The sequence below is a fragment of the Pseudoroseicyclus sp. H15 genome (assembly GCF_054353345.1).
The window spans coordinates 52,599-79,147 of record NZ_JBTHJE010000005.1; the positions used below are offsets into that span (position 1 = coordinate 52,599).

Annotated in this window: 20 protein-coding genes; 10 read left to right on the forward strand and 10 right to left on the reverse strand. The window is 67.9% G+C overall.

What is annotated here, in order from left to right:
* Positions 1–32: 32 nt before the first annotated feature.
* From ACXN5S_RS10975 to ACXN5S_RS10995, 5 genes are all read right to left on the reverse strand, one after another.
* Entirely contained in the window at positions 33–446 is a 414-nt protein-coding gene (locus ACXN5S_RS10975) for an NUDIX hydrolase (protein ID WP_458605474.1), read from the reverse strand.
* A gap of 97 nt (positions 447–543) precedes the next feature.
* The gene (locus tag ACXN5S_RS10980; RefSeq protein ID WP_458605475.1) at positions 544–2,613 is read right to left on the reverse strand and encodes a hypothetical protein; all 2,070 of its coding nucleotides are present in this window, start codon (positions 2,611–2,613) and stop codon (positions 544–546) included.
* The gene (locus tag ACXN5S_RS10985; RefSeq protein ID WP_458605476.1) at positions 2,610–5,408 is read right to left on the reverse strand and encodes a DUF4159 domain-containing protein; all 2,799 of its coding nucleotides are present in this window, start codon (positions 5,406–5,408) and stop codon (positions 2,610–2,612) included. The genes ACXN5S_RS10980 and ACXN5S_RS10985 overlap by 4 nt, the downstream gene beginning before the upstream one ends.
* 135 nt (positions 5,409–5,543) lie before the next feature.
* A complete protein-coding gene (locus ACXN5S_RS10990; RefSeq protein WP_458605477.1) occupies positions 5,544–6,452 on the reverse strand; it encodes a DUF58 domain-containing protein in 909 nt (302 codons plus the stop codon).
* On the reverse strand, positions 6,449–7,456 hold the full coding sequence (locus ACXN5S_RS10995; RefSeq protein ID WP_458605478.1) for an AAA family ATPase: 1,008 nt from the start codon (positions 7,454–7,456) through the stop codon (positions 6,449–6,451). Before ACXN5S_RS10995 ends, ACXN5S_RS10990 begins: the two co-directional genes overlap by 4 nt.
* Positions 7,457–7,525: 69 nt before the next feature.
* Here ACXN5S_RS10995 and ACXN5S_RS11000 point away from each other — a divergent pair, with 69 nt between their 5' ends.
* The 5 genes from ACXN5S_RS11000 to ACXN5S_RS11020 all read left to right on the forward strand — a co-directional run bounded on the left by ACXN5S_RS11000 (position 7,526) and on the right by ACXN5S_RS11020 (position 10,505).
* Positions 7,526–8,128: a DUF1285 domain-containing protein gene (locus ACXN5S_RS11000; protein ID WP_458605479.1), complete on the forward strand. Its 603-nt coding sequence runs from the start codon at positions 7,526–7,528 to the stop codon at positions 8,126–8,128.
* Positions 8,129–8,260: 132 nt separating this feature from the next.
* Positions 8,261–9,013, forward strand: a complete 753-nt coding sequence (locus ACXN5S_RS11005) for a TIM barrel protein (protein ID WP_458605480.1) — start codon at positions 8,261–8,263, stop codon at positions 9,011–9,013.
* 90 nt (positions 9,014–9,103) lie between these two features.
* The gene (locus ACXN5S_RS11010) at positions 9,104–9,451 is read left to right on the forward strand and encodes a hypothetical protein (RefSeq protein WP_458605481.1); all 348 of its coding nucleotides are present in this window, start codon (positions 9,104–9,106) and stop codon (positions 9,449–9,451) included.
* 119 nt (positions 9,452–9,570) lie between these two features.
* Positions 9,571–9,804, forward strand: a complete 234-nt coding sequence (locus ACXN5S_RS11015; RefSeq protein WP_458605482.1) for a DUF2798 domain-containing protein — start codon at positions 9,571–9,573, stop codon at positions 9,802–9,804.
* Positions 9,805–9,887: 83 nt separating this feature from the next.
* Positions 9,888–10,505, forward strand: coding sequence for a glutathione S-transferase family protein (locus ACXN5S_RS11020; RefSeq protein WP_458605483.1), 618 nt, complete (start codon positions 9,888–9,890; stop codon positions 10,503–10,505).
* Between the two features lie 112 nt (positions 10,506–10,617).
* Here ACXN5S_RS11020 and ACXN5S_RS11025 read toward each other — a convergent pair whose 3' ends face one another.
* The 4 genes from ACXN5S_RS11025 to ACXN5S_RS11040 all read right to left on the reverse strand — a co-directional run bounded on the left by ACXN5S_RS11025 (position 10,618) and on the right by ACXN5S_RS11040 (position 16,859).
* On the reverse strand, positions 10,618–12,666 hold the full coding sequence (locus ACXN5S_RS11025; protein ID WP_458605484.1) for a vWA domain-containing protein: 2,049 nt from the start codon (positions 12,664–12,666) through the stop codon (positions 10,618–10,620).
* Positions 12,663–13,199 (reverse strand): RNA polymerase sigma factor, encoded by a 537-nt coding sequence (locus ACXN5S_RS11030; protein WP_458605485.1) that lies wholly within the window; start codon positions 13,197–13,199, stop codon positions 12,663–12,665. Before ACXN5S_RS11030 ends, ACXN5S_RS11025 begins: the two co-directional genes overlap by 4 nt.
* A gap of 225 nt (positions 13,200–13,424) precedes the next feature.
* Positions 13,425–15,692 carry a CehA/McbA family metallohydrolase gene (locus ACXN5S_RS11035; protein WP_458605486.1) on the reverse strand — a complete coding sequence of 756 codons (2,268 nt, stop codon included), beginning with the start codon at positions 15,690–15,692 and terminating at the stop codon, positions 13,425–13,427.
* Between the two features lie 183 nt (positions 15,693–15,875).
* Positions 15,876–16,859 (reverse strand): DMT family transporter, encoded by a 984-nt coding sequence (locus ACXN5S_RS11040; RefSeq protein WP_458605487.1) that lies wholly within the window; start codon positions 16,857–16,859, stop codon positions 15,876–15,878.
* Positions 16,860–17,197: 338 nt separating this feature from the next.
* Between ACXN5S_RS11040 and ACXN5S_RS11045 the strand changes: the two genes are divergently transcribed.
* Positions 17,198–18,442, forward strand: coding sequence for a sensor domain-containing phosphodiesterase (locus ACXN5S_RS11045; RefSeq protein ID WP_458605488.1), 1,245 nt, complete (start codon positions 17,198–17,200; stop codon positions 18,440–18,442).
* A gap of 91 nt (positions 18,443–18,533) precedes the next feature.
* Here ACXN5S_RS11045 and ACXN5S_RS11050 read toward each other — a convergent pair whose 3' ends face one another.
* On the reverse strand, positions 18,534–20,687 hold the full coding sequence (locus tag ACXN5S_RS11050; protein WP_458605489.1) for an esterase-like activity of phytase family protein: 2,154 nt from the start codon (positions 20,685–20,687) through the stop codon (positions 18,534–18,536).
* 407 nt (positions 20,688–21,094) lie between these two features.
* Here ACXN5S_RS11050 and urtA point away from each other — a divergent pair, with 407 nt between their 5' ends.
* The 4 genes from urtA (at position 21,095) to urtD (ending at position 26,544) form a co-directional block, all read left to right on the forward strand.
* A complete protein-coding gene (urtA, locus tag ACXN5S_RS11055) occupies positions 21,095–22,390 on the forward strand; it encodes an urea ABC transporter substrate-binding protein (RefSeq protein WP_458605490.1) in 1,296 nt (431 codons plus the stop codon).
* A gap of 89 nt (positions 22,391–22,479) precedes the next feature.
* A complete protein-coding gene (gene urtB / locus ACXN5S_RS11060) occupies positions 22,480–24,405 on the forward strand; it encodes an urea ABC transporter permease subunit UrtB (protein ID WP_458605491.1) in 1,926 nt (641 codons plus the stop codon).
* Between the two features lie 162 nt (positions 24,406–24,567).
* Entirely contained in the window at positions 24,568–25,803 is a 1,236-nt protein-coding gene (urtC, locus tag ACXN5S_RS11065; RefSeq protein ID WP_458605492.1) for an urea ABC transporter permease subunit UrtC, read from the forward strand.
* A complete protein-coding gene (gene urtD, locus ACXN5S_RS11070) occupies positions 25,804–26,544 on the forward strand; it encodes an urea ABC transporter ATP-binding protein UrtD (RefSeq protein ID WP_458605493.1) in 741 nt (246 codons plus the stop codon).
* Positions 26,545–26,549: the final 5 nt, after the last annotated feature.

The following is a 26,549-nucleotide window of genomic DNA, read 5'->3' on the forward strand; positions in this document are numbered from 1 at the left end:
AAGGGCGCGCCTTAGCCGGTGCGCCCTTTTTGCTATCTGGTGTCCAGCCCGGCCGCCGCATGGGCCAGCTGTGCCACGTCTTCGCTGAGGTCCAGCGTCTCCAGCCGGTCCAGCGGCACCCAGGCTGCCTCGAGCGCATCATCTGCGGCGACCGGTGTGCCGGCGACGTAAGTGCAGCGCAGCGCCACCATCACATAGTGGCGCCGAAGCGCGCCGCCCTCCCTGTCCCAGGCCTCCAAAGCCGTCAGCACTTCGCCGGCGCGGCCGGTAACTCCGGTTTCTTCCATCAGCTCCCGCTCGGCGGCGGCACGCAAGGTCTCACCGAACTCAACCTTCCCGCCAGCGAATCCCCACATCCCCGCGTCGGGCGGGTTGGCCCGGCGGACGAGCAGCACCTCGGCCTCGCGAACCACCAAGGCCAGCACGGCAACAATCGGCGCGTCCATCCTGTCCCTCGCTTTCTTCAAAATACTCCGGGGGTGTGGGGGCAGCGCCCCCACCGCACCAAAGGAAATGCGCCTCCGGCGCTCCGCTTCGTTGCGGTCAGCGCCGCCCCTCACGGATCCAGGCGGCGAGGATGAGCGCGGCGGCCAGCAGCAGGAAGGTCCAGGCCGGCAGCAGCGGGGCGATGGTGATATCGGTCGCGCGGTAGGCGCCGCGCGGGGTGATGCCGATCCAGCCGCGCCCGGCGGCGGGGCGGCCTTCGCGCACCTCGCGCAGGCTGGGCAGCCCCTCCGAGATCGGCACCACGGCGCCGCCGGTGGACGCCAGAGTCGGCTCCAGCAGATCGCCCGAAGCGATGGTCTCCTCGAATTCGCGCGGCGCGGCCGGGCCGACCGCGATGACGGTTTCTTCCTCGCCATCGGTCAGGCGATAGAGGCCCATCTCGGGCGCCTGCCACAGCGCCTCGAACCGACCGGGGGAGACCTCCTCCAGCGCCACCACGCTCTCCGACCCGTCCGGGCCGGTCACGGTGACAGGCTGTGTCTCTTCGTCCATGGTGCGGCGGATGATGCGCATGGTCTGGCCCTGGGGCTCGGCCCAGAGGCTCTCCTCCTCCAGCTCGGGCTCCTTCATCAGCCAGTGGGCGAGGCGGCGCAGCAGCTCCTGCTGCGGGCCGCCGCCCTCGTAGCCGCGGTCCCATAGCCAGGCCTGGTCAGAGGCGAGCAGCGCCACGCGGCCCTCGCCCACGCGGTTGAGCACCAGCAGCGGCAGCCCGTCGGCGCCTTCCATCACCACCTCGGCCTCGGGCACCGGGTCGACCTCGACCTGGCGGAACCAGCGGCCCCAGTCCGGCGCGGTCTCCACATCCGGGTTGGCGCCGTCGAGCGCGGCGGTGACGGGGTGGCGCAGGCCAGGCGCGGTGAGCGTCGGCGCGAAGGGCGCCTCCACCAGACGCGCTGTGGGGTTACCGGGCAGTGCGAAGCCGAGCGGCGAGCGGTAGATCGAGGCGACCCCGGCATATTCAGGGCCGGATGCGACCAGCACCGCGCCACCGCCGCGCACATAGCGGGCGATGTTCTCGAAATAGTCAGAAGGCAGGATGCCCCGGCGCGAGTAGCGGTCGAAGACGATCAGGTCGAAATCGTCGATCTTCTCCAGGAACAGCTCTCGCGTGGGGAAGGCGATCAGCGACAGCTCGTCGACCGGCACGCCGTCCTGTTTTTCCGGCGGGCGGAGGATGGTGAAATGCACCAGATCCACCGCAGCGTCGGCCTTCAGCAGGTTCCGCCAGGTGCGCTCGCCGGCATGCGGCTCGCCAGAGACGAGCAGCACCCGCAGCCGGTCACGCACGCCGTTGATCTGCACGACGGCGGCGTTGTTGCGGCCCGTCAGCTCTCCATCGACCACGGGGGTGGAGAATTGCAGCACGTTCATCCCGCCATGGGGCAGGGTGATCGGCAGCTCGACATCCTGCCCCGCGGGCACCTCGAATTCCAGCGGCGCGCCGCCGTCGATGGCGATGGAGAGCGGAATGGCCTCGCCGGGGTTGGGCGCGTCGCCCTGATCTTCCAGACGTAGGGTGAGCGAGACTTGTTCGCCGAGGATGGCAAAGTCGGGCGCATTCTTCACCACCAGCCGCCTGTCCCAATCGCCCGGCTCGCCGGTCAGCAGCAGGTGCGAGGGCGCGGGCAGGGTGGCGGGGGCGTTGGCCAGGTCGTGCAGCCGCCCGTCGGAGAGCAGGACGATGCCGGCGATGCGGCCCATCGGCTCTTCGGCGATGGCCTCGGTGAGTCCCGTCATCAGCAGTGTGCCGGAATCCTCGGCCCCGTCGCCCACGGTCACTACGCGCAGCTCCGTGTTCGCCCGCGCCTCGACGGCCCGGCGGAGATGCTCCAGCGCCTCCTCTGTCTGATCTGGGCGCGTGGCGATGCGCTGGCTGGCGCTCTCATCCACCACCGCGATGACGATGTCGGAGAGGGCCTGCCGCTCCTCCTCCTGCAGCGAAGGGCCGGAGAGGGCGAGCACCAGTACAGCTGCCGCGAGGCCGCGCATCCAGGCGCCGCGCTGGCGCCGCCAGAGCGAGATGGCAAAGGTCAGCAGGCCCAGGCCGGCGGCGATCCAGACGAAGAGCCACGGCAGGAGGGGGTCAAAGATGATCTCTCCGGTCAATCGCCAAGCCTTTCAAGCAGTGCCGGCACATGCACCTGGTCGGATTTGTAGTTGCCGGTCAGCACATGCATCACCAGATTCACGCCGAAGCGCAGCGCCAGCTCACGCTGGCGGTCGCCGCTCATCCCCCGCCCGATGGGCAGAAGCGGGCCGCCGTTCTGATCCACCGCCCAGGCCGCCGCCCAGTCGTTGCCGCCGATCACCACCGGCGTCACCCCATCGTTGAGGTTGCGGAAGGGCATCCCCTCCAGCTGCTCGGCGCCGGGCGGACTGGCCTCGACCCAGATGTCGTGGCTGGCGAAGCGGCCTGGGAAATCCTGCAGCAGGTAGAAGCTGCGGGTGAGCACATGGTCCGCCGGCAGCGGCTCCAGCGGCGGGATGTCGAGCGGGCGGGCCAGCGCCTGCAGCATCCGCCCCTCGGGCGTGCCGCCGCCGAAGGTGCCGAGATCGGCGTCGCGCGTATCGAAGACGATCATGCCGCCGCCGCGCAGGTAGCGGTTGAGCTTGTCGTAGGCGGCGGGGGAGGGCAGCGCCATGTCGGCGGTCACCGGCCAGTAGAGCAGCGGGAAGAAGGCGAGTTCGTCGCGCTCGATATTTACGCCCATGGGCGGGCCGGGCTCGATGGAGGTGCGGGCGAAAAGCGTGGTGGAGAGGCCGAGCAGGCCGGCCTCGGCCAGCTCGTCGACCGTCTCGTCTCCGGTCAGCACATGCGCCAGCACCACTTCAGAGGTTGCGGCCTCGGCGAAGGCATCGCCCTCGCTGAGCGGGGCGGAGCTGTCGTCCTGCGCGCGGGCGGCGCCGGGCTGCACCGCCGCGGCGAGAACGATCCCCAGAGCCAGCACCGCCGCCGCGGCGCCGCGCCCGCTGCGCAGCCGCCCGGTGAGGGAAAGTGAGGCGAGCAGGTCGAGGAGCAGCAAGCCGAGCGCAACTGCGAGAAGCAGGCCCTGCAGCGGCATCTCTTCGCGGGTCGCCAGCCCCTCTACCGGAACGTCAGCTGGCCAGGTCGCCGGGGCGAGACTGGTGTCGTCGCGGCCCACATTGATCGCCATCGCCCGGTCACCGGAGGTGTAGAGGCCGGGCAGAAGTTGCGGGCCGGGCAAACCGGCGGCGAGGCGGGCGCCGGGGACGCCCGGCATGTCATCCGCCGGCTCCAGGCGACCGAAAGCGTCGATCAGCTGCTCGGGCTGCCAGATGGTGCCTTCCAGCGCCTCGGCTTGCTCGCCGGGGGCGCCGGCGGTCAGCGCCAGCCGCTCCAGCATCTGCACGAAAAGGCCCGAGAGGGGCAGGGTGGACCATTCAGCATTGGCGGTGACGTGGAACAGGATCACCTGCCCCGCCCCCAGCTCTTTGCGGGTGACGAGGGGGGTGCCGTCGGTCAGCTCGGCGATGACGCGGGGGGTGAGGTCCGGCCCGGGCTGGGCCAGCACCTGGGCGCGGACCTGCACATCCTCGGGCACCGGCAGGCCGAAGAAGGGCGAGCCCGGCTCGAAGGCGGCGAGCGTTTTCGGCTCGCCCCAGCTCATCGCGCCGCCGACTGAGCGGCCACCGGCGCGCAGGCGCACGGGCATCAGCGGGTCGTCCTCGCCGATGGGTGTGTCGGCAGCGGCCACGCGGGGACCGGCGAAGCGCAGCAGCAGGCCGCCGTTTTCCACCCACTCCACGAGCGCGGTGCTTTCTTCGGGCGAGATCTCGGCGACGTCGGCGAGGACAATGGCATCGGGATTGGCGAGCACGATGTCGCCGAGCGTGCCCTCGATGAGGTCGGCTGAAGGCTCGAGCGCCTCGTGCAGGTAATGCAGCGGCGACAGCAGCTCGGGCAGCTCGCCGGAGGAGCCACCGTCGAGCAGGGCGATCTCGCGGCGGCGGAGGGCATCGCCCGTCAGCTGCACGGCGCCGGCGGAGCGGCGGCCCGGCAGCTCGGCGCGGGTCAGGCGGTTGCGCAGCTCTGGCGGCAGATCTAGCCGCACCTCGGAATCGGCCTCGCCGGGGGCAAAGTCGAGCGTGGTCTCCTGCAGCGGGCGCTCCAGCCCGGCCGGGTCGAGCCCGATGGCAGCGGCGGCGACCTGCAGCTCGGGCCCCACCGGCGTGCGTGTGGCGCGCAGCACCACCTCGCCATTCTCCGCCGCCAGCGGGCGGAGCGCGACGATGGAGCGCGGCGTCTGGAACACCGTGACGGGGCCGTGGCTTTGCAAGGCGGCGAGGAGGGGGGCACGGCTGGTGCGATCCAGCCCGTCGGAGAGCCAGTAGGTCTCGAAGCTGCCTTCCAGCGTATCGGCAAAGGCGACCAGGGCGTCGTCCTGCGGCTCCCACGGGCGAGGCTGCACGCCGGGCAGCGATTGCTGGATCGCCTCGGCCGGCGAGAAGACCGGCGCCTCTGCGGGCGGCTCGGTGAGGGGAACCAGCGCCACGGGCCGGCCGAGGCGGCCGGCCTCGTCGATCAGCGCCTCGATGCGGTCGCTGCGCGCCGGCCAGTCGGGCGCATCCGCCCAGCTCGCGTCGGCGAGGATCAGCAGCGGGCCGTCGCCGGCGACCCGCTCGGAGGGGTTCAGCACCGGGCCGGCGAAACCGAGAATGACAAGGCCGAGGGCCAGAAGGCGCAGGAGCAGCAGCCACCACGGTGTCCGGTCGGACTGGCTTTCGTCATCGCCGAGGCCGAGGAGCAGCGCCACCGCCGGGAAGCGCCGGCGCACCGGCGCGGGCGGGATGGCGCGCAGGATCAGCCAGAGCACCGGCAGCAGGACCAGGGCGAGCAGGAGCCAGGGGGCCGTGAAGCCCAAGGGGCCGAGAAGGGTCATCGAGCAGACCGGGCGGCGCTAGGGGTGGAGAGACCCGGGGCCCTGCCCCGGACCCCGGGATATTTGCAGAAAAGCGAGGGGAGGGGGGCAGCGCGCCGGGGGCGGCGGCAGGCGCGGGCGAGGGGGCGGCTCATCTCAGGACCTCTGGTCGAGCGCGGTGTAGAGCCAGAGGAGGGCGGGCGCCGCCGGCTCGGAGGTGACATGCGTGGTGAAAAGCCAGCCGGAGAGGCGGGCGAGCTCGGCGATACGGTCTTTCCGCTCGGCGAGACGGTCGAGGTAGCGCTGGCGGAGCGCATCGGCCTTGAGCGTCTCATGGCGGAGCGAGCCGGCGCCGCTTTCGAAGATGGTGCGGCCGCGGAAGGGGAAGCTCTCTTCCTCGGGGTCGAGCACCTGCAGCACGGCGCCGCGGATGCCCTGATCGGCGGCGCGGGAGAGCGCGGCCTCGAACGGGGCGGGATCGCCGAGGAAATCGGAGAGGAAGACGGCGCGCGAATGGGCGGGCAGGCCCTCGCGGCCGGGCAGGCCGTAATCGGCGGCATCCTCGCCCGTCAGCGCTGCAGCGAGGCGGGTGAGCTGCGTCTCGCCGGGGCGGGGCGGCAGGCCCTGGCCCTCGGCCCCCGTGCCGGTGAGGCCAACGCGCTCGCCGCCGCGGATGAGCAGGGCGGAGAGGGCGAGGGCCAGCAGGCGGGCGCGCTCGGCCTTTTGCGGCAGCTTCTCGGAGGAGGCGTGGCGCATCGCGGCGGAGCGGTCGACCCAGAGAGCGACCGATTGCGCGATCTGCCATTCCTTGTCCTGCACGAAGGTCTGGTCGGTCTTGCCGGAGCGGCGCCAGTCGATGCGGTGGCTGGCGTCGCTTTGATGGCTCGGGCGGTATTGCCAGAACGTGTCGCCGATCCCCGCCCGGCGCCGCCCGTGCTGGCCGAGCGCCACCGAAGCCGCAAGCTGCTCGGCGCTGGCAAGCAGCGGCGGCAGCGGCGCGGCCAGAGCCTCTGCCGCGCTGCGCAGGCCGGCGGCATTCTGGCTGGAGGCGGGGGCGGGGCTCACGCGGCGCGGCCGATCCGCGTGACGTCTTCGGTGACGCGGGTGATGATGGCGTCGAGGCTCTCGCCGCGGGCGCGGGCGGCGAAGCCCAGCGCCATGCGGTGCTTCAGGATCGGCGGCGCGAGGCGGGCGACATCCTCGGCCGAGGGAGCGAGGCGGCCATTGATGAGCGCCTCGGCGCGCACGGCCAGCATCAGCGCCTGCGCGGCGCGCGGGCCGGGGCCCCAGGAGAGCGACTGGGTGATGTAATCGGGCGCCTCGGGCTCGCCGGGGCGGCAGGCGCGCACCAGATCGAGGATCATCTCGACGATGCCCTCGCCCACCGGCATCCGCCGCAGCAGCTTCTGCGCGTCGATCAGCTCGGCGGCGGAGAAGACCTCATGCGTCTCGCCTTCGGCGGCGCCGGTGGTGGCGAGCAGGATGTCGGCCTCGGTTGCCCGCGTCGGATAGGGCACGTCGATCTGCATGAGGAACCGGTCGAGCTGGGCCTCGGGGAGCGGATAGGTGCCCTCCTGCTCGATCGGGTTCTGCGTGGCGAGCACGTGGAAGGGCTTGCCCAGCGCGTGGTGCGCGCCGGCGATGGTGACCTCGCGCTCCTGCATGGCCTGCAGAAGGGCGGATTGTGTGCGGGGGCTGGCGCGGTTGATCTCGTCGGCCATCAGCAGCTGGCAGAAGATCGGCCCTTCGATGAAGCGGAAGCTGCGGGCGCCGTCGGCCCCCGTCTCCAGCACTTCGGAACCGAGGATGTCTGCCGGCATCAGGTCGGGCGTGAACTGGATGCGGCCGGGCTGCAGACCCATGACGGTGGCGAGCGTATCGACCAGCCGCGTCTTGCCGAGGCCGGGCAGGCCGACGAGCAGCGCATGGCCGCCGCAGACGAGCGCGGCGAGCGAGAGGTCGACCACCCGCTCCTGCCCAATGAAGCGCCGGGCAATGGCCGTGCGGGCCTCGCCCAGGCGCGACCCGAGGCTCTCGATCGCACTCACCAGATCTTCGTCGCCCGACATATCATTCTCCCTTGGCCCTGCCTGTCACGCTGCTACCCTGCCAGCAATCCGATAAGAGGCGCAAATCCCATGGCCAACACAATAGAGCGAGATGGGGGTGACGGCGGCGGTTTGACTGGCGGCGCCGAGCGTCTGGCGGGCGCGGCACGCGCCGCGGCCCAGCGCGGATTGCCGCCGGTGCACAAGTGGAACCCGCCGTTCTGCGGCGATCTCGACATGCGCATCGCCCGCGACGGCACGTGGTTCTACCTCGGCACGCCCATCGGCCGGCCGGAACTGGTGCGTCTGTTTTCCACCATCCTGCGCAAGGACGGCGAGGAGTATTTCCTCGTCACCCCGGTGGAGAAGGTGCGTATCCAGGTCGATGACGCGCCCTTCGTCGCCGTCGATTTCGAGAAGGGCCCCGAGGGGCTGACCTTCGTCACCAACGTGGGTGACCGGGCGCTGGCGGGGCCGGAGCACGAGATCCGCGTTCTGCGCGACGCCGAATCGGGCGAGCCGAGCCCTTACGTGCATATCCGCGCCGATCTCTGGGCGCTGATCGACCGCAAGAGCTTCTACCGGCTGGTCGACATCGGCGAGCGGCGTGAAGAGGGCGGGGTGCTGTGGTTCGGCCTGGCCTCTGGCGGCAAGTTCTTTCCCATCATCGAGGCCTCCGAACTCGACGTGTGAAAACCCGCCGACATCGGGGGGTGCGGCTTTGCGAGCGTTGCCGGGCGTAAAATATTCGTATAGCCACCAATGGTCTGGCGGGGTGTCGCAGGCGGATCGCCAGGCAGACCGGCCCGATGAAAGGCGCCTTTGATGCTAAGCTTCGCTGCCAGCCTTCCGGCACTTTGGCCGGGACTGAGCCTCGTTGAGGGCGCCGCCCGCGCCGCCGAGGCCGGCTTTTCCGCCGTTGAAATCGCCGACCCCTACGAAACCTCCGTGCCTGAGCTGGCCGAGGCGTTGCACGAGCACAGCCTGACCGTGAGCGCGATCACCTGCCCGCCGCCGAACTACACCGGCGGCAATCGGGGCTTTGCCGCGGTGCCGGACCTCGAGGTGCGCTTTCGCGGCGATCTGCGCCGCTCGCTGCGCTACGTGAAGGCGCTGGGCGCCCGCAACCTGATCCTGATGGCCGGCGATGCCGAGGGGCCGGCGGCGCTGGCGACGCTGAAGAGCAATCTCGCCCATGCGGCCGGCGCGCCTAGCGAGGCGCGGCTGCTGCTCCGCCCCGTCTCGGCCAAGGCCCATCCCGGCGCCTTTCTCACCGATCTCGGCCTTGCGGCGGAAATCGTGGAAGAGGCGGGGACAGAGCGGTTCGGCCTCGTCTTCGACGCCTGGCATGTGCACGAGATGACCGGCGATGTGGCGGGCGCCTGGGAGCGCTTCGGCCATCTCGTCGGCCATGTGCGGGTGGCGAGCTACCCCGACTGGACGGAACCGTCGGGCGGCGAGATCGACTATCCCGCCTTCTTCGCCCAGCTGGCAGAGAGCGGCTTTTCCGGTTGGGTCACGGGCAATTACCGCCCCTCTGGCAAGGCCGAGGCTGGCCTCGGCTGGCGCGCCGCCTGAGGGCGACCAGCCAGTCTGCCGCATTGTGAAACCGAAATTATAGCGGTCTAGTACAGCTTTCGCAGGATCTCCCTCGCATCTAGAAAGCGAATGATGCCAAAAATTACTTTCGCAGCCCCGGTCGATCCAGACGCGAATGGCGTAGGATATTTTGAAAGCGCCTTGGAAAGCGTTGACCGCGAGAAACGCCTTCTAGAATTCTTCGGTTTTCTTGAGTTGCCCCTCGTAGGAGTCCATACTTTTATTTCTGATTATCTAATTCATTTTAAGCGTGGCAGCCTCGTGGTTGATGTCATGAATGACGATTGTGGATACGAAGAATTCGGGCCCTACCCCGAAGAAACCGTCTACTTCGTTGTTGAGTCTGACTCTGAGGTTGAGCTGATGGAAGTACAAAAGAAGCTGGAAAAGAACATAAGAGTAGTAAAGCTGTCTTAGAGCGGAACGATTTTGCAACGTTTTCTGTAGGGGCAAGAGGCCAAATCTGTGCGTCGCCCAACACCCGGCCGGGGAGACTGGCCCGGACGCATAAGCCCCGCCCGTAACTAGCCCGCCAGATGGAGCTGCCTTTGATCCCTGTCCGCTACGCGCCGATCCTTTTCGGCTTCTTCCTGTCGGTCTTCATGTCCTGCCTCGTGGCGGGCATCGCGACATTGCGGAACGTGGGCTTCGTGCCTGATTTATTCGGGCTCTGGGGCGGGGCGTGGTTTTCGTCGTGGATCATTTCCTTCCCCGTCGTGCTGGTGGTGGCGCCGATCGTGCGGCGGCTCGTGGCACGGCTGACGGCCTGAGACGGGCTGGGGAGTGAGGCTCCGCGAGCCCTTTGCGCAGTGGAATGGCCGCGAGGCGCACATGTGATGGAGAAGGATAAACCATGAAAATCTGGGGCCGCGACAATTCAACCAATGTGCGCAAGGTGCTGTGGTGCGCCGAAGAGCTTGGCCTGACCTACGAGCATGTCCCTGCCGGGGGCAGTTTCGGGCTGGTGTCGACGCCCGAGTTTCTGGCGCTCAACCCCAATGGCCGGGTGCCCTGTCTGCAGGACGGCGAACTGGTGCTTTGGGAATCCAACGCCATCGTTCGATATCTGGCCCGGCAATATGGGGCCGACGGGTTTGCCCCGGCGGATGAGCGGCTTTGGGCGGCGGCCGACAAGTGGATGGATTGGGCGTCGATCTCACTCGGCGGGCCGTTCCGCGATCTGTTCTGGAACATGGTGCGGTGCACGCCAGAGACGCGCGACGAGGCGGCGATGCTGCGCGGGCACGAGCAATGCGCCGACTTGCTGAAGCTCGCCGACGCGGCCCTGGCCGAGCAACCTTGGTTCTCGGGCGAGAGCCTCGGGATCGGGGATATCCCGCTGGGGAGCATCGCATACGGCTGGTTCAACCTGCCCATCGAGCGCCCAGCCATGCCCGCACTCGAAGCTTGGTACGAACGCCTGACGCAGCGCGAGGCCTATCGCAAGGCGGTCATGACACCGTTGACCTGAGCGGAGGCGTCGGGCGGCCCGTGTTCGCATGGCCGGCTGACGGGCAGACGGCTCCCGGAGTTATCCCCGGAAGCCGTCGTTTGACTTCAAGATGCAGCCCGGCCGGACCACATCACTCGCTCAGCGCCTCGGCCAGCCGCATCAGTTCCACCGCCTCGGCACGGTAGCCATAGGCATCCTCGCCCCGGTTCGCGACGGCGACGGCGATGGCGTCTTCATAGCCCCAGTCACCCAGCCACTGGCCGCCCTTGAGCAGCTGCCCGAAGCCGGCGATGGCGGCGGCGAAGGCGGCGTCTTGGTCTGGCGTGGTGGCGCTGCCCGCGGGGATGGGGGTTTCCATCAGCTGCGAGGCGTCCTCTCCCGGGGCCTTCCAGCGCAGGCTGAGAAAGCCGAGTTCGCCCTCGTGCCCGTCAGGGGCGGCGGGGGTGTCGGCAGCGTAGCGCAGATCGTCCGTCATCCGCGCCGGTGAGCCGACCGGTGTGACCTCGTAGAGCGCCGTCACCTGGTGACCGGCGCCAAGCTCGCCGGCATCGACGCGGTCATTGGCGAAATCTTCGCGGTTCAGGGCGCGCGTCTCGTAGCCGATCAGTCGGTACTCGGCGATCTCGGCCGGGTTCCATTCCACCTGCGCCTTCACATCGCCGGCGATGGGGAAGAGCGCGCCGGTCAGCTGGTCGACCAGCACCTTCCGCGCCTCGCTGAGCGTGTCGATATAGGCCGCCGTGCCGTTACCGGTCTGCGCCAGCGCCTGCATCGTGGCATCGTCGAGATTGCCGCGCCCGAAGCCGAGGACGGAGAGATAGGTCCCGCTCTCGCGTTGGCGGGCGATGTAATCTTCCAGCGCCGTAGGGTCCGACAGGCCGACGTTGAAATCGCCATCCGTCGCCAGCAGCACGCGGCTGACCTCTCCGTCATCGCTCATCTCGGCGGCGAGGCGGTAGGCGGCCTCCAGCCCGCCCTGGCCATTGGTGCCGCCGCCGGCGCCAAGGCCATCGAGGGCGGCGAGGATGGCGCTGCGCTCGCCGGCGGCGGTGGTCGGCAGGGCCACACCGGCCTCGCCGGCATAGGCGACGATCGCCACCTGATCCTCGGGCCGCAGCTCCGAGAGCATCAGGCGGAAGCTCTGCTTGAGCAGCGGCAGCTTGTCCGGCTCGGCCATCGAGCCGGAGGTATCGACGAGGAAGACGAGGTTGAGCGGCGGCCGGTCGGCCAGCGCCGGCATCTCGCCCTGCAGGGCGATGCGCACCAGTTCGGTGCCGTCGTTCCACGGCGTGGGGAAGATGCTGATGGCGGGGCGGAAGGGGGCCTCGCCGGCCTCGGGTGCGGCGTAATCGTAGGGAAAGTAGTTCACCATCTCCTCGATGCGCACTGCTTCTGCCGGCGGCAGGGTGCCGCGTTGAAGAGAGGAGCGGATGATCGACCACGAGGCCGTGTCGACATCGATGGAGAAGGTCGAGACGGGCTCTTCAGCCGTCACCCGAAGCGGGTTTTCGGGCGCGTTGGCGAAGGTCTCGGTGTTCGGGCCGGGCAGGGGCATCGGCTCGGCGAGCGGTGCCGCCATCTCGGCCATGGGGGCGGTGCGGGTGCGGGCCTGAGGGGCGATACTCAGCGATTGCTCCGCCGGGGCGATGCGTGTGGCAGCCTGCGGTGCGTCTGCCGCGCCGCCTGCGGCATCGCCCAGCACCGGCGCCGGCGGGGCATAGCCGTAGAGGTCGGCTTCCATCTCATCCCAGTCGGCGGCGGGCTCCGGCGCGGCGAGGGGCGCTGTCTGCAGCGCCTGCTCGGTGGCCTCTTCAATGGCCTCATCACGGGCCGGAGCCGGTGCGGTCTCCTTGCCGAGGCCGGGCGCGCGGCGCAGCAGATCCTCCCCCACGGGGCTGACGAGCACGAGGCCGCAGGCGACGATGGCGGTGGTCAGGCCAAGGCCGGCCCGGCTGGTGATGGCATTGAGCATCCGTCTCACTCCTTTGATCGGGCCCCGGCCATCGGGGCTGTCAGGGGTGAGACGGGCGGCATCGCGCGCGCCTTGGAGCGCGGCGAAATTTTCCTGCGCCAGCCGCAGATGCGCGGCCTTGGCGCCGGCCTCGGGGGCGGGCGTCGCAGCGCTGGCGGCGCGTTGCAGTGCTTCCAGCTCGAACAGCTCGTCATCGCGGGAGGTCATAGGCCCTCCTCCTCTTGCATCATGGCGCGCAGGCGCGTTTTCGCCGCGCTCACCCGCCAGGAAATCGTGCCCTCGCTGACGCCCAGCACGGCGCCGGCGTCGGCATGGCTGGTCTCGTCGAGCACCAAAGCCAGCGTGTCGCGCAGATCGTCGGGCAGGCGGGTCATGGCGGCCATCAGCCATTCGCCGCGCGCCTTCGCCTCGGCGATATCCTCCTGCCGGGCCATCTCCCAATCGCCCCAGCCATCGGCGGCCCTGGCATGGGTGGCGCGGCGGCGGCGCCTGTCATGTGCGGCGTTCACCGCGACACGGTAGAGCCAGGTGGTGAACTTCGCCTCACCCCGGAAGCGGCCGAGCTTGGCGGGCAGGGCGGCGCAGATGTCCTGCGTCAGATCCTCCGCCTCGGCCCGCTGGCCGGTGAGGCGGAAGGCGAGCGCGAACAGACGGTCGTAGTGACGGGCGAGCAGCGCCGCGAAGGCCTCGCCATCGCCCGCTGCCGCCTCGCTCGCCAGGGTCTCGTCACTGCGTTCCATCAGCATCACGGATGGGTAGACGCGCGCGGGCCGTCAATCCTTGGCGGTGGTGTGAGAATTTTCTGGGGCGGCGGATGCCGGGGACGCCGGAGTGCGTGCCAACGGCGCTCGACCTGCGCCTTTGGCGCGCATCGGGCGGTGGAAGGAGCGGCCACGGGCGAGCCAAAAGAAACCGGGCCGCGGATTGCTCCGCGGCCCGGCCAGTCTCTCATCCGGCGGGCCGGATCATTCCATCGGCAGAATGTCCGCCTCGGCGATGGGCGCGATCCAGATGGGGTTGGTGAAGGCCATCTTCTCGGCGCTGTCCGCCACCTGCAGCGCCACCCAGTCGTTGGCCGTGCCGGCCTCGGGCGTGAAGGTGAACTCGGCCGTCGCTTCGGTCTCGCCGTCGAAGGTCACGGTCTCGATCTCGCCTTCGGGGCCGACGAGCGTGGCAGAGGCCAGGCCGGCAACGGAGGTCAGCTCGAACGAGAGCGTCTGCTCTTCGCCCGCGGCGCTGCGCATCTGCGTGCCGAACATGACCGAGGGCTCGATGAGCGGGCCGCGCGTCATGTAGGCGTGGCCGTCCTTCAGGTTCGCCACGAACGCATCGGCGCTCAGCTCGCCCGGCACATGCACATAGGCGCGGGCAGAACCGGTGCCGTCGTTCCACACATCGTGCGCGTCAGAGCCGGCGGAGAGGTAGATGTCGCGGCCCTGGCTCCACAGCTGGCCGGCGATGGCGAAGACGCGGGCGTCATCGCCGGGGCCGTTCAGCTCCAGCAGGTCGAAGTCGGGGGCAAAGCCGCCCGGCACCACGCCCGCCTCCAGGCTCGCGAGGTAGCCATAGGGGATGTAGGGGTGGTTCGACTGGATAGCATCGGCCCCCATGCGGCGCGCCTCGGCAAAGACCTCGGCGGCGGTCGCGGTGGAGGTGTCGATGGTCAGCTCGGCGTCGAGATCCATCGGGTAGGCGTTGAAATGCCCCCAGGACGACGAGAACTCGATCGACGGGATGAACGGCACGTCGCGCCCCTCGGCAAAACCGTCGAGGGCGGCATAGTTCACCACGCTGTCATGGTCGGAGACGAAGATCAGGTCGAGCCCCGCGGCCAGCTCGCTGCGGGCGAGGAATTCCGGCGGCGTCGTGCCTTCCAGCTGGTCGGCGTGGTGGTGCATGTCAGAGGCATACCAGCCGTTCTCATAGGGCCGGGCCAGCAGATCGACGGTGACATCGACATCCTGCTCGGCGCCCGAGCCGACGGTGATCGCCACCTCTTCGCCCGCGCCAAGGAAACCGGCGCCATGGCCGACGGTGAACACGTAATCGCCCGGGGCGAGCACGGCCTCGGCCTGGCCGACATCGTCCAGCGTGGTGAAGAAGGTCTGGCGGCCGAGGAATTCCACCAGCGGCGCCTGGCCTTCGGTGATGGTGATGCGCGCATCGACCGGCTCGCCCTCATCGTCGGTGACCACGAAGGAGAGCGTGCCCGGCGCTTCGAGATCGGCGAAGTCGAGCTCTGTCGCGCCGTCGGCGCTGACGGTGATCGTCTGCGCTTCGCTGTCGGAATAGCCCTCGGCGGTGGCATAGACGCTGTACTCGCCGGCGGGCAGCGCGATGTCGTAGGTGCCGTCGGGCGTCTGCGTCCATGCATAGGGCTGGCCATCCTTCTCGACGACGAGCACGGCGTTCTCGATGGCGCCGTCGGCGCCCGAGATGGCGCCGGTCAGCTCACCGGCGGGGCCGTCCATGCGCGAGATCTCGTTGGCCACGACGGGGGCGAGGTCGCCCGAGCCGCCAACCTGCAGCCAGCCTTCGAAGCTGCGCGTCTCGCCGGGGGCGAGATCATGCGTCTGGTAGAGGTCCTTGGTGTCGTATTCGACATGGTCGAAATAGGGCGCGTGCAGCGCGATGGACCAGTCGCTGTCATAGGCGACAACGCGGTCGGAGAGGGCCCCCTCGACGTTGCCGTCCTCGACGCCGGGCACCGGGAAGAGATAGCCGCTGTCGGGCCAGAGCGTGAAGCCGGAGAGCAGGCCGCTCAGCGCCTCGTCGCCATTGTTCGTCATCTCGGTGACGAGGTGGATGGCGTCGGAGCCGTCCTCCAGCGTGTAGGTCGTGGCAATGTCGGCCTCGCCGAAGTTGCGGGTGATCTTGATCACCGCCTCTTCGGGCGTGTCGGTGACGATTTCGACGTTCAGCCCGTCATTCGGCCAGGCCGACCAGTTGTTCGGGATGAAATCAGCAAAGGCGATGCGGTCGAGGTCGGCGCTGCCGTCCTTCACCGCGGCGAGGTCGACGATGGCGCCCCGCGGCACGCCCCAGGGGGCCTGGCTGTCGATGGCGAGGGTGAAGGCGAGCTTGTCGTTCATCACCGTGATGTCGCCGGCAGAGAGCGCCTCGCCATCGGGGATGGCCGAGGGGCCTTCAGTGATCGAGACGTCGGCAAGGGCCGGGGCGGCGGCGAAGCCGGCGGCGGCGGTGGTCATCAGCAGGGCTGTGCGGAATGTCATATCGAACCTTTCGTGGTGTCGCGATTGGTTGCGGATTTTTTGATTGATTGGTCAGACAATGACAGCCGCAGCCCGAGTTGCCAACCGGGTTTCCGGAAAGCGGCGCCTTGTCGCCGGTTTGCGACCTGCTCTCGGGGTGGTAGGCCCGGGGCAGGGCCGGTCAGCGCGGCGCGCGATGGCTGGTTAGAACCGCCGAGTCGGGCGTTTCGCGGCCACTTCGCGGCCCCGGCGGCGCTCGCGCAGATAGACGAAGATGCCCGAGCCAAGGATCAGCGCGATGCCGACCCAGGTGATGGGCGCGGGCAGCGTTCCGAAAACCGTCCAGCCCCAGAAGATCGCCAGCGGCAGGCCGGCGTATTCGAAGGGCGCGATGGTGGCCGCATCCGCCGCCCGGTAGGCGCCGGCCAGGCAATAACCGACGAGGCCGGAACAGAGGCCGAGCGCCATGAACAGCCACAGGTCTCGCCCCTCTGGCCAGACCCAGGCACGCAGCAGGAAAATCAGGCTCTCGTTCGTCGCCCCCTCGGCGAAGCGCCCGTCACCGGCGGCCAGAAAGAAGGCGACGGCGACCACGAGAAAGATGCCCTGCGTATAGATGGCCATCCCGGCGGGCGGCATGTCGGTGCCGAGGCGGCGGGTCAGCACCATGGTGGCCGCATAGGTGAAGGCGGCCAGCACCGGCAGGGCCAGCACGAGGCGGCTGGCATGCAGCTCTTCCCCGCCCGCCCAGGGGCGCTGCATGAGCAGCACGCCGATGAAGCCCACCGTCACCGCCGACAGGCGCAGCGGGCCCACCTTCTCGCCCAGCACCGGGATCGAGAGCAGGGTGATGAAGAGCGGCGCCACGAAGAACAGCGCCGTCGCCTCCGCCAGCGGCAGCGCGGCAATGCCGGCGAAGAAGCACATGTTGGAAATGACGAGGCAGGTGCCCCGCAGCAGGTGCAGGCCGGGCCGCTTGGTGAGGAGGGCCGGAAAACCGCCCTCGAACTGCAGCATCGGAACGGTGAAGGCGAGGCCCAGGATCGAACGGGCGAAGACCATCTGGTGCAGCGGGTAGCCGCCCGAGAGCGCCTTGATCAGCATGTCGTTTACCGAGATCGCGGCAGTGGCAACCAGGATGAGTATGATGCCGAGCGCCGGTCGGTCGATCTTTGTGGCAGTGGTCATAGCACCGCGCTATCCCCGGGCCGTCGCCCGCGCAAGAGCAGTGCGAGGGCCGTGAAACGGGCCCCTGACCCTCACGCCCGATGACGGTTGCGTGAGAGATGTGGCGGATCAACCTCACGTAAACGATTACGCTGGCCGGGAGCGCATCGAGGCGACGAAATCTTGCCTTTATAGTGCCTTAGTAGACGTTAAGGTTTTATTTGCTGGAATGACTCTACCGGTCTGTGCCGGGTGCCGAGCGATACATCTGGCAGTTGATCCGCTCTTCGCGTGAAGGGCGCCAAGGTGAAGAGTTCGGGATGTTGTGCTCCCGTTGATCGTAGAGGCGAAGACAGAAGATGCGTTTTTCGAAGCTGCCCGTCCAGCTTGACCCCGCGCAGTCGGAGATGTCCGGCGAGCGAACAGACATTCTGGACATCACGCTAGAGACGATGCGCAGCCATCTGGGGATGGAGGTCGCGTATCTGTCGGAATTCGTCGATGGACGCTCGGTTTTCCGTGCCGTCAGCGCGCCCGGGCTGGAGGAGCTTGCCTTTCCCGGCATGGAAGTGGACCTGCAGGAGGTCTATTGCCAGCATATCCTCAACGGCGATCTGCCCAATGTGATGAACGACACGAGCGACTACGCGCTCGCCCGCTCGCTTGCCATCACCAATGATCTGCCCATCGGCAGCCATGTCAGCGTGCCCATCTACCGCGACGATGGCAGCGTCTACGGCATGTTCTGCTGCCTCAGCCCGCGGCCCAACCCCTCGCTCAATCCGCGCGATCTGAGCGTAATGGAAACCTTCGCCGGCATCGCCGCCCGCGAGGTGAATGCCGAGATTCGCCGCCGCGCCGAAACGAGCGAGGTGCACGGCCGCATCGAGCATCTGCTGGAGACGGGAGAGTTCGAGATCGTGCTGCAGCCGATCATCGAACTCGAGACCAACCTGCTGACGGGGTTCGAGGCGCTCAGCCGCTTCCATTGCGAGCCGCGCCGCGGCCCCGACGAATGGTTCGACGAGGCCCTGTCGGTCGGCCGGCAGATCGACCTTGAAACGCTGGCCATCTCGAAGGCGCTCGACCTGATGCGCCTGCTGCCGGATGGGCTGACGATGTCGGTCAACGCCTCGCCAGAGACTGTCGCCTCCGGCCTGTTGCCGGGGCTGCTGGCCAATGTCTCGGCTTCCTGTGTGGTTGTCGAGCTGACCGAGCATACTTTCGTGCAGAACTTCGACCGGGTCTGCGAGGAGCTCGACATCCTGAGGAGCCTCGGCGTGCGCATCGCCGCCGATGACGTGGGCGCCGGGCATTCGGGCCTGACTCAGCTGCTCTGGTTGCAGCCCGAGGTGATGAAGCTCGACAGGCAGCTCGTCAGCGGCCTCGACACCAATTCCGCCAAGCGCTCGCTGGTGACCGGCATGATGCATTTCGCGCAGGATATCGGCGCGCGTATCGTGGCCGAGGGCGTCGAGACAGCCGCCGAGGACGAGGTGCTGCGCGGGCTCGGGGTGCATAAGGGGCAGGGCTATTACTATGGCCGGCCCGCCAGCCTGGCGAAGACGCTGGACTGGATCGTGGCCCGGGAAGAGGCGGCTTAGGGGGGCCGTGCCCTGACACACTGTCCGCAGGGCCAATGAAAACGGGCGGAGGCTCGCGCCCCCGCCCGCATGGTGCAGCCCTGCTCAAGCCTTACATCGGCAGCTCGACGCTCCAGAACAGCGTCTCGCCCGAGTGGTCATCGACGCCGTCATTGTCGGTGGAGATCCACATCCGGCCATCCTCGGTGAAGGCGAGGCCTTCGACCTTGTCCTGCGCGTAGCCGTTGAGCTGCAGCAGGTCGGGCGCGATGTCGTAGATGACCTCTTTCGTCACCACCGGGTAGTCTTCGCCCAGCGGCACCGGCTGCATCTCGGAGAGGGCAACGCGGGTCACCTGCTTCACGGCGACATTCTCGCCGATCTGGTTGTCGCGCTCGATGAGATAGACGTAATCGCCATGGGCGACGATTTCGCTGAGGCCGATCCAGCCGGTCTCGGCGACCTCCAGCGGGTAGGCGACGGCGCCCCATTCGCCGGTGGCGGTGTCGTAGGAGATTAGCTTCACGGTGTTCTCCGCGTCATCCTCCCACGGGCGCTGCTGGGCGCCCCAGAGCACGCCGTCGATCAGGGTCACCCCCTCGAAGCCGGAGTTGGTCTGCACCGCCTCCAGCTCCTCGGGCAGGCGCACCTCTTCGAGGATCTCGCCGGTGGCGGAGACGTGGTAGAAGGCGTTGTAGAAGCCCTTCTCCAGCTTGCCCTCGGAGGCGACCCAGAAGCCGCCCTCACCGTCGAGCGTGATGCCTTCCTGGTCGAGCATAATGTCGCCGAACTGGATGGGCAGCGCATCCGTGATCGTGGCCGGGGTGGTCGTCGTGTCGATCGTGTAGATCGTCGGGCTGCCCGCGTAGAAGCTGTCGTTCACCGCGTAGATCGTGGAGCCGTCGCCGACCATGCCGGAGATGGCGCCCCAGCCGATCAGCTCGTCGGCGCCGGCGGAGGTGAGCATCGGGTAGGCGGCAGGCGCCTCCTGATATTCGTAGAGCATCACATGGGCGCGGATGCCGCCATCGGGGCCGAGGTCGGTCTCGTTGGCCGAGATCAGCAGGTTCCGCTCGGGGATCACCACGTAGCCTTCCGGCCCGATGCCGGAGGGCAGCAGCTGGGTCAGCTCGGGGGTCGCCGGGTCGGTCACGTTATAGACGCCCACGACAGAGCCACGCTCGGAGCCGACGAAGACCATCGGCGTGCCACCGAAGGAGCCGAACTCGATGCTCTCGGGCTCGACGCCTTTGTTCTCGGAGCGGTCCTCGGGGTAGTGGCCGATCTCGATCAGCGCATGCTCGAAGCTGTTGCCGCTGTCGTAGACGAGCGTGCCGTCCTTGTGGAAGATCGACCAACCGCGACTGCCGCCGTCCATGTCGCCCTCGTTGGCGATGGCGAAGTGGTCATTGTCGATCCAGTTCACCGCGTCGGGCTCGCGGGGGATGCCGGTGAGGCTCTCGGTGAAGCTGAGCGCGTCATCCTCGGTGGCGTCGATCCCGGTCAGGTCGACCGTGCCGGCGGAGAAGGAGTTCAGCACCTCGCCACCCGCGGAGACGATGACGAGCCAGTTGTTCTCCTGCATCGTCATGACGATCTCGCCCGCGTCGTTGATGTCGACGAACTCGGGCTCGGGGTCTTCGGGGGCGATGTCGGAGAGGCCGGTGACATCCACGCGCGAGAGGCTGTCGCAGTCGAGGCCATCCTCGGCGGTGTTCACCAGTACGAGGTCGCCGGCGGGCATCTGGCCGACGCGGCCGTCGCCGAGGTCTTCGTCGCGCTCGTTCTCGATGGCGACGGCGATGAAGGCGCCGTCCTTGGCAGCGGCGATGCTGTCGGGCTGGCCACCGAGATCGCAGCGGGCGAGCTCTTCCTCGGTCTCCATGTCGAGCGCCATGAGGAAGCCGGAGGGGGCGGTGTAGCTCTCGGACGTGTTCACGCCGATATAGGCGATGCCGCCGAAGACGGCGACCGAGGTGGGCTCGCCGCCATCCATCTCCACCTGGCCAAGCGGGGCCGGGTTTGCCGCGTCGGTGATGTCGATCAGGCCGACGACGCCGGCGGGGCTGTCGGTGTAGATCAGCGTCATGCCGTCTTCCGAGGCGGCGATGATCTCGGCCGAGGTCTCTTCCGCCTGCGGGCTGTTGCCGGTGGTGGCGAAGCTGGCGATGCGGTTGAAGTTCATCTCCTGCGCCGAGGCGCTGCCGGCGGTGAGCGCCAGGGCCAGGGCGGCGAGCGAGGTGCTCGTGCGGGTGGGGAAGGTCATGTCTCGTCCTCTTTGTCGGGCGATCGGGGCATGAGCCGGCGACGTAACGCCGCGGTGACAGAATCGTGACGCGTGGGTGAAAGCCGCCGGCTTGGCGCGGGTGTCGCAGGACAGGTCGGGCCCCCAAAACCGTGCCAAATCTTTCACACTCTGCCCACGCGCTGGGCAAAACCCCGGCGGCCGCACAATTTCTGCGCTGCAGCAAGTGGTCAACAAAGCGGCAAACTGAACGGACGTTGCGTGAACTGCGGGGCGCGGCGGAACATTCATGCGCGCCTTTGGCGTGGCGCTCATTCACCGCGCCGAACGGTTCACAGGGGGAGACGGGCGTCAGACCCGCCCGCGTGTGCAACGGAATAATCGGCCGGGCGGATTGGGCCTGGCCACTCAACGGGGGAAGCTCCAAGATGAAGATATTCAAGCTCGCCGCTGCTGCGGCGTTCGCGATGATGGCTGCGCTGTTCGCCAGCACAGCCTCTGCGCAAGATGTGTCCTGCCCGATCAAGGTGGGCGTTCTGCACTCCACCTCGGGGACGATGGCGATCTCCGAGACGACGCTGAAAGACACGATGCTGATGCTCATCGAGCAGCAGAACGAAGCCGGCGGCCTGCTGGGCTGCGATCTCGAAGCCGTCGTCGTCGACCCGGCCTCCGACTGGCCGCTCTTCGCCGAAAAGGCCCGCGAGCTGCTGACCGTCGACATGGTCGACGTGATCTTCTGCTGCTGGACGTCGGTCAGCCGCAAATCGGTTCTGCCCGTCGTGGAAGAGCTGAACGGGCTCGTCTTCTACCCGGTGCAGTACGAGGGCGAGGAAAGCTCCTACAACGTCTTCTACACCGGCGCCGCGCCCAACCAGCAGGCCATTCCCGCGGTGGATTACTTCCTCGAAGAGCTCGGGGTGGAGAAGTTCGCGCTGCTCGGCACCGACTACGTGTACCCGCGCACGACGAACAACATCCTCGAAGCCTACCTTCTCGATCACGGCATCGCCGAAGAAGACATCTTCGTGAACTACACGCCCTTCGGTCAGTCCGACTGGTCGACCATCATCTCCGACGTGCAGGAGCTCGCCGCCGATGGCAGCCAGGTCGGCGTGATCTCCACCATCAACGGTGACGCCAACGTGGGCTTCTACAAAGAGCTCGCCGCTGCCGGCATCGACGCCGCCGACATCCCGGTCGTCGCCTTCTCCGTCGGTGAAGAGGAGCTCTCCGGCTTCGACACCTCCGACCTCGTCGGCCACCTCGCCGCCTGGAACTACTTCATGTCCGCCGACACGCCGGAGAATGAAGAATTCATCGCCGCCTGGCACGACTACATCGGCGACGATGCCCGCGTGACCAACGACCCGATGGAAGCCCATTACATCGGCTTTAACATGTGGGTGCAGGCTGTCGAAGAAGCCGGCACGACCGATGTCGATACCGTCATTGCCGCGATGGTCGGCCAGACCTATCCGAACCTGACGGGCGGCACGGCCGAGATGCTGCCGAACCACCACCTGACCAAGCCGGTGCTCATCGGCGAGATCCAGGCCGATGGTCAGTTCGACATCATCAGCCAGACCGAGCCGGTCGCCGGCGACGCCTGGACGGACTTCCTGCCCGAGAGCGCGGTGCTGGAATCCGATTGGGCCGAGCTCGACTGCGGTATGTACAACACCGAGACCGAGACCTGCGTGCAGCGCACGTCCAACTACTGAGCCCAAGCGTCCTGCTAGCAGGCTCCTGAAGGGGGGCGGTCTTCGCCCCCCTTTCCACCCAAACAAAGACCCGGGGCAGCGAAATCCTGATGCGCGCATTCCTTCTTGCCTGCGCCCTGTGCCTTGCGGCCGGCGCCTCACTCGCTCAGGACCTGCAATCCCTGCTGCAGCTCAATGCCGAAGAGATCGGCGACCCCTCCCGCCGTACCATCGCTGAAGCGCTGGAGCCGGTGGTCGAGAGCGGCCTGCCGCAGGTGACGAATTTTCTGGAGAAATACGCCGCCCGCGAGGTCTGGCAGCGGCCGGGCGACGGGTTGTTCTTCTATGCCGAAGAGGGCGACAACGCGCTCACCCTCATCGATATCGACACCGGGGAGCCGGTCGGTACCGCCACCAGCCGCGAGATGAACAACATCCGCGTCAATGCCGGGGTGCGCGGCGTGATCAACGCCGCCCTCGTGCAGTTCCAGCTTTCCGATCCCGACGAAAGCCGCCGCATCGCTGCGCTCGATGCGATCAGCCGCTCGCCCGACCCAGACCAGCTCGGCCCGCTGCTCAATTCCATCGAGGAGGAGCCCAGCCCCGACATTCGCATCCGCAAGCAGCGCCTCGCCCAGCTGCTCACCGCCCGCTTCGGCGAAGACAGCGCGGCCCGCATCGAGGCCATCGAGGCGCTGGCGGGCGACACCTCCATCGAGGTGCGCGCGACGCTGAACCAGATCCTCTCGACCAGCTACGAGGTGGCCGAGGAGCTGCCCGAGGGGCAGAACGTCGCCCGTACCCGCGACCTGACGCGCGAGGAATATTACGACATTCTAGTCGGCGACGATCTCGCCCCGCCCCGTGTGTCGGATGCCGATGTCGCGGCGGCGCTTATCGCGAACATCGAGAATGGCGAGGTCGGCGGCCAGTCCGTTAGCGCGCTGGGCGACCCCGCCTTGCGCATCACCGCCTATCAGGCTCTGGCCGACGAGGGCCTCGTGCCGCCCTTCGTGACGGAGGAAGAGGTCGACGCCGCCATCGACTCCCATGTCTTCTACACCGCCTATGCCGAGCCCGACCCGGCCATCACCGAAGCTGCCGACGGGGCGCTGAGGGCCATCGAGGCACGCGTGGCGCTCTACCAGTTCGCCGACATCGCGCTCGACGCGCTGTCGCTGGCCTCGATCTACTTCCTCGCCGCCATCGGTCTGGCCATCACCTTCGGCGTCATGGGGGTGATCAACATGGCGCATGGCGAGTTCATCATGATGGGCGCCTACACGGGCTATGTCGTTCAGCAGATCGTGCCGAACTACACCGCGAGCCTCATCATTGCCCTGCCGCTGGCCTTCGCCGTCACCTTCGCGGCCGGCGTGCTGTTGGAGCGGCTGGTGATCCGCCATCTCTATCATCGCCCGCTGGAGACGCTGCTGGCGACCTTCGGCATTTCCATCGCGCTGCAGCAGCTGGCCAAGAACATCTTCGGCACCCAGGCCCGACCGCTGACCAGCCCTGCCTGGCTCGGCGGGCAGACGGTCATCAACGACATCATCTCGATCTCGAACATCCGCATCGCGATCTTCGTGCTGGCGCTGATCTTCCTGGTGCTGATCCTGCTGCTGCTCAACCGCACCCGGCTGGGGCTGGAGGTGCGGGCCGTGACGCAGAACCCGGGCATGGCCGCCTCGATGGGCATCAATCCCGGGCGCATCAACATGCTGACCTTTGGCCTCGGCTCCGGCATCGCCGGCATCGCGGGGGTGGCCATCGGGCTTTATGCGCAGGTGACCTCGGAGATGGGGGCCAATTACATCGTGCAGAGCTTCATGACCGTCGTCGTCGGCGGGGTGGGGAATGTCTGGGGCACGCTGGCGGGGGCCGGGATGATCGGCATCCTCCAGAAGGGCATCGAGTGGTTCAACCCGTCCAACACGCTGGCGGCACAGACCTACATGATCCTCTTCATCATCCTGTTCATCCAGTTCCGGCCGAAGGGCATCGTCGCCCTCAAGGGCCGCGCGGCGGGGGATTGAGAATGACGTCTGTCACACGCGGCGATTTCCATATGGAAATCGCAGGCGGAAACCATATGGTTTCCGCTATCCCTTCGCAGCGGCGGGCCACCGATTTTCGCGCGAAAATCGTGCACGGAAATCGCGCGATTTCCGCGCGCCCGGTGGGAAAGGAGCGCCCCGATGCAGCGTAGCTTCTTCTTCCGCAACCCCAGCATCCTCGTCTTCATCGGCCTGCTCGCGCTGTTCACCCTGGGAGCGACGATGCTCAGCACCGGCGCCGGCTCGGGCGCCATCTCGACCTCTTTCGTGAAGACGCTGGGCCGGACGCTCTGCCTCTGCCTCGTCGCCATCGCGATGGATGTCGTCTGGGGCTATTGCGGCATCCTCAGCCTCGGCCATTTCGCCTTCTTCGGCATCGGTGGCTACGCCATCGGCATGTGGCTGATGTATGCCCGCACCGAAGAGATCGTGGTCTCCTCCCTCGCCGGCGCCCCCCTGCCGCCGACCCCGGAGGAGGTGTCGGACGCCATCGGCAGTCAGATCTTCGGCGTCGTCGGCTCGTCGGACTTCCCGCCCATCTGGGCGTTCGCCCATTCGCTGCCGCTGCAATTGCTGGCGGTGGTGCTGGTGCCGGGGCTGCTGGCGCTGGTCTTCGGCTGGCTGGCCTTCCGCAGCCGCGTGACGGGCGTCTACCTCTCGATCCTCACGCAGGCGATGACGCTCGCGCTGTCGCTCTACCTCTTTCAGAACGACAGTGGGCTCCGCGGCAACAACGGCCTCTCCGGCCTGCAGAACATGCCGGGGCAGGAGGTGGGGCAGGATGTTCTGTCGATCCGCTTCCTCTGGGCTTCTGCCGCTGCGCTGGGCCTTGGCTACGTGCTCTTCGCCTGGGTCGTCTCGGGCAAGATGGGCTCGGTGATCCGGGCGATCCGCGATGACGAGGCGCGGGTGCGCTTCCTTGGCTATCATGTGGAGAGCTACAAGCTTTTCGTCTTCGTCATCACCGCCGTGGTCGCCGGCATCGCCGGGGCGCTCTATTACCCCCAAGCCGGCATCATCAACCCGGCGGAGATCGCGCCCATCGCCTCGATCTACCTCGCCGTCTGGGTGGCCATCGGCGGGCGCGGGCGGCTCTATGGCGCCGTCATCGGGGCAGCGGTCGTCTCGCTGGCCTCGACGTGGTTCACCGGGGGCGGGGCGCCGCCCATCGACCTTGGCGTCTACCGCGTGGTCTGGACGGATTGGTGGCTGGTGCTGCTGGGCCTCGTCTTCGTGCTCGTCACGCTGTTCTTCCCCAAGGGCCTTGGCGGGCTGGTGGACATGCTGGTCATCAACCGCCCCGTCCGGGAAGAGCGCGTCGGCGATTACGGGCCGGATGCGGGCGCCTGGCGGAAGCGGGAAGGGGAGGAGGAATAGATGGCGACGCTGCTCGAAGTCTCTGGCGTCTCCGTCACCTTCGACGGGTTCAAGGCGATCAACAATCTCTCCCTCTCCATCGGCGAGCCGGAGATGCGGGCGATCATCGGCCCGAACGGCGCCGGCAAGACGACGATGATGGATATCATCACCGGCAAGACCAAGCCCGACGAAGGGCGCGTCCTCTGGGGCGAGATGAGCCGCAACCTGCTGGGGATGAGCGAGAGCCGCATCGCGCAGGAGGGGATAGGGCGGAAGTTTCAGCGCCCGACGGTGTTCGAGGCGCAGAGCGTGCGCGAGAACCTGCAGCTGGCACTGAAGAACCGGCGGGGGCCCTTCGATGTGTGGCTGCGCCCGCGCGGCCCCAGCGATGACGAGCGCATTGCCGAGCTGGCCGCCGAGATCGGCCTGACGGATGAGCTGGAGCGGGTCTCCGGCGAGCTGAGCCACGGGCAGAAGCAATGGCTGGAGATCGGCATGCTGCTGGCGCAGGAGCCGCGGTTGCTCTTGGTCGACGAGCCGGCGGCGGGCATGACCCCGGCGGAACGGCAGCACACGACCGATCTGCTCAAGCGCGCCGCGCAGACCCGCGCGGTGATCGTGGTGGAGCACGACATGGAATTCGTGCGCCGGCTGGAGTGCAAGGTGACGGTGCTGCACGAGGGGCGGGTGCTGGCCGAGGGCTCGATCGACCACGTCACCTCCAACAAGGACGTCATCGACGTCTATCTGGGGAGGTAGAGAAA

Coding starts and splice junctions, on each gene's coding strand:
- ACXN5S_RS11035 (WP_458605486.1), bottom strand. CDS start 15,692: ATGACATTCCGCACAGCCCTGCTGATGACCACCGCCGCCGCCGGCTTC.
- urtC (WP_458605492.1), top strand. CDS start 24,568: ATGCAGCGTAGCTTCTTCTTCCGCAACCCCAGCATCCTCGTCTTCATC.
- ACXN5S_RS11030 (WP_458605485.1), bottom strand. CDS start 13,199: ATGGAACGCAGTGACGAGACCCTGGCGAGCGAGGCGGCAGCGGGCGAT.
- urtD (WP_458605493.1), top strand. CDS start 25,804: ATGGCGACGCTGCTCGAAGTCTCTGGCGTCTCCGTCACCTTCGACGGG.
- ACXN5S_RS11045 (WP_458605488.1), top strand. CDS start 17,198: ATGCGTTTTTCGAAGCTGCCCGTCCAGCTTGACCCCGCGCAGTCGGAG.
- ACXN5S_RS11040 (WP_458605487.1), bottom strand. CDS start 16,859: ATGACCACTGCCACAAAGATCGACCGACCGGCGCTCGGCATCATACTC.
- ACXN5S_RS11020 (WP_458605483.1), top strand. CDS start 9,888: ATGAAAATCTGGGGCCGCGACAATTCAACCAATGTGCGCAAGGTGCTG.
- ACXN5S_RS10985 (WP_458605476.1), bottom strand. CDS start 5,408: ATGACCCTTCTCGGCCCCTTGGGCTTCACGGCCCCCTGGCTCCTGCTC.
- ACXN5S_RS11050 (WP_458605489.1), bottom strand. CDS start 20,687: ATGACCTTCCCCACCCGCACGAGCACCTCGCTCGCCGCCCTGGCCCTG.
- urtB (WP_458605491.1), top strand. CDS start 22,480: ATGCGCGCATTCCTTCTTGCCTGCGCCCTGTGCCTTGCGGCCGGCGCC.
- ACXN5S_RS11025 (WP_458605484.1), bottom strand. CDS start 12,666: ATGACCTCCCGCGATGACGAGCTGTTCGAGCTGGAAGCACTGCAACGC.
- ACXN5S_RS11000 (WP_458605479.1), top strand. CDS start 7,526: ATGGCCAACACAATAGAGCGAGATGGGGGTGACGGCGGCGGTTTGACT.
- ACXN5S_RS10995 (WP_458605478.1), bottom strand. CDS start 7,456: ATGTCGGGCGACGAAGATCTGGTGAGTGCGATCGAGAGCCTCGGGTCG.
- ACXN5S_RS11005 (WP_458605480.1), top strand. CDS start 8,261: ATGCTAAGCTTCGCTGCCAGCCTTCCGGCACTTTGGCCGGGACTGAGC.
- urtA (WP_458605490.1), top strand. CDS start 21,095: ATGAAGATATTCAAGCTCGCCGCTGCTGCGGCGTTCGCGATGATGGCT.
- ACXN5S_RS10975 (WP_458605474.1), bottom strand. CDS start 446: ATGGACGCGCCGATTGTTGCCGTGCTGGCCTTGGTGGTTCGCGAGGCC.
- ACXN5S_RS11015 (WP_458605482.1), top strand. CDS start 9,571: ATGGAGCTGCCTTTGATCCCTGTCCGCTACGCGCCGATCCTTTTCGGC.
- ACXN5S_RS11010 (WP_458605481.1), top strand. CDS start 9,104: ATGATGCCAAAAATTACTTTCGCAGCCCCGGTCGATCCAGACGCGAAT.